The organism is Streptomyces sp. GbtcB6 (assembly GCF_019091475.1).
In the GTDB taxonomy this organism is placed as follows: domain Bacteria; phylum Actinomycetota; class Actinomycetes; order Streptomycetales; family Streptomycetaceae; genus Streptomyces; species Streptomyces hyaluromycini.
In genome coordinates this window covers 1-850 of sequence record NZ_JAGXJL010000172.1, presented here as the reverse complement: position 1 = coordinate 850, position 850 = coordinate 1, and the positions used below count along the sequence as shown (strand labels likewise).

Sequence of the window (850 nt, the reverse complement as noted above, 5' to 3'; positions counted from 1 at the left end):
GCGCCGACCCGGCTCGCGGCGGACGCCACCCGGGCGGTCAGATAGGCGTGCGGACCGGACAGCAGGCTGAGCCCTCCGAGGAAGTCTCCGGGGCCGCCCTGGTAGATCAGACGCTCCGGCTCGATCGCCGTCGCGTCCCGGACGATGTCCACGGTCGCCGACCGGAGCAGGAAGAAGTCGTAGGTGTCGTCGCCGGACGTGTACAGGTCCCGGCCGGGTTCGGCGTGCTCCGCCTCACCGTACTCGGCGAGCCGGTGGAACTGTTCGTTGTCCAGGACAGGCCCGCGCGGTGCCGCACCGTCGTTCACGTGATTCCTCCGTCACACCGGACCACAAGGGTCTCTTGCTGGAGTGCTGGTCGAGTCGGGCTGTTCAGGCGCGAGCCGGAACGGGCGCCGGCTTCACCCGGGCGACGGTCGTGACGTACAGGAGCAGACCCGCGGTGGTGAGGACGAAGCCGGCCCACACGGTGGACAGGGTCCCCCAGCCGGCGTCGAGGGCGACCGCGCCGCCGATCGCGCCGAGACAGTTGGCCAGGTTGAGGGCGGCCAGGTTGAGCGTTCCCATGGCGCATGATGCTGTGCGCGAGGCGGTACCAGACCCCGTGCGCGACCTCGTCCTGTGGGAGAGCCGGCGGTGGGCGACGGAACAGCCGCCGCACCGAAAGTGCCTCGACCCGGGGGCCGAGGACGGCGAGCAGGGCGGGCAGCACGGTCAGTGCCGCCACCATCGCCACCACGACCGCGGTCCGGCGCGCCTGCGGCGCCTTCGCCCCCGGCGGCACGGTCCGGTCGTACCCGGCGTCGCGCAGCGCCTCGTCGGCGACCTTGGACATCAGGGCGTGCTGGAG

General features: G+C 72.4%; 3 protein-coding genes. 1 reads left to right on the top strand and 2 read right to left on the bottom strand.

Features of this window, described 5'->3' with window-relative positions:
• Positions 1-308 (bottom strand): cyclic nucleotide-binding domain-containing protein (locus tag KVT45_RS55055; RefSeq protein WP_217562654.1); only part of this gene is annotated, 308 nt, incomplete at its 3' end.
• 64 nt (positions 309-372) lie between these two features.
• The gene (locus KVT45_RS55050) at positions 373-567 is read right to left on the bottom strand and encodes a hypothetical protein (RefSeq protein WP_217562652.1); all 195 of its coding nucleotides are present in this window, start codon (positions 565-567) and stop codon (positions 373-375) included.
• On the opposite strand from KVT45_RS55050, the gene KVT45_RS55045 reads away from it, so the two are divergent.
• Positions 566-850: hypothetical protein (locus KVT45_RS55045; RefSeq protein ID WP_217562650.1), on the top strand; the 285-nt coding region annotated here is incomplete at its 3' end. The two genes, KVT45_RS55050 and KVT45_RS55045, sit on opposite strands and share 2 nt — an antisense overlap.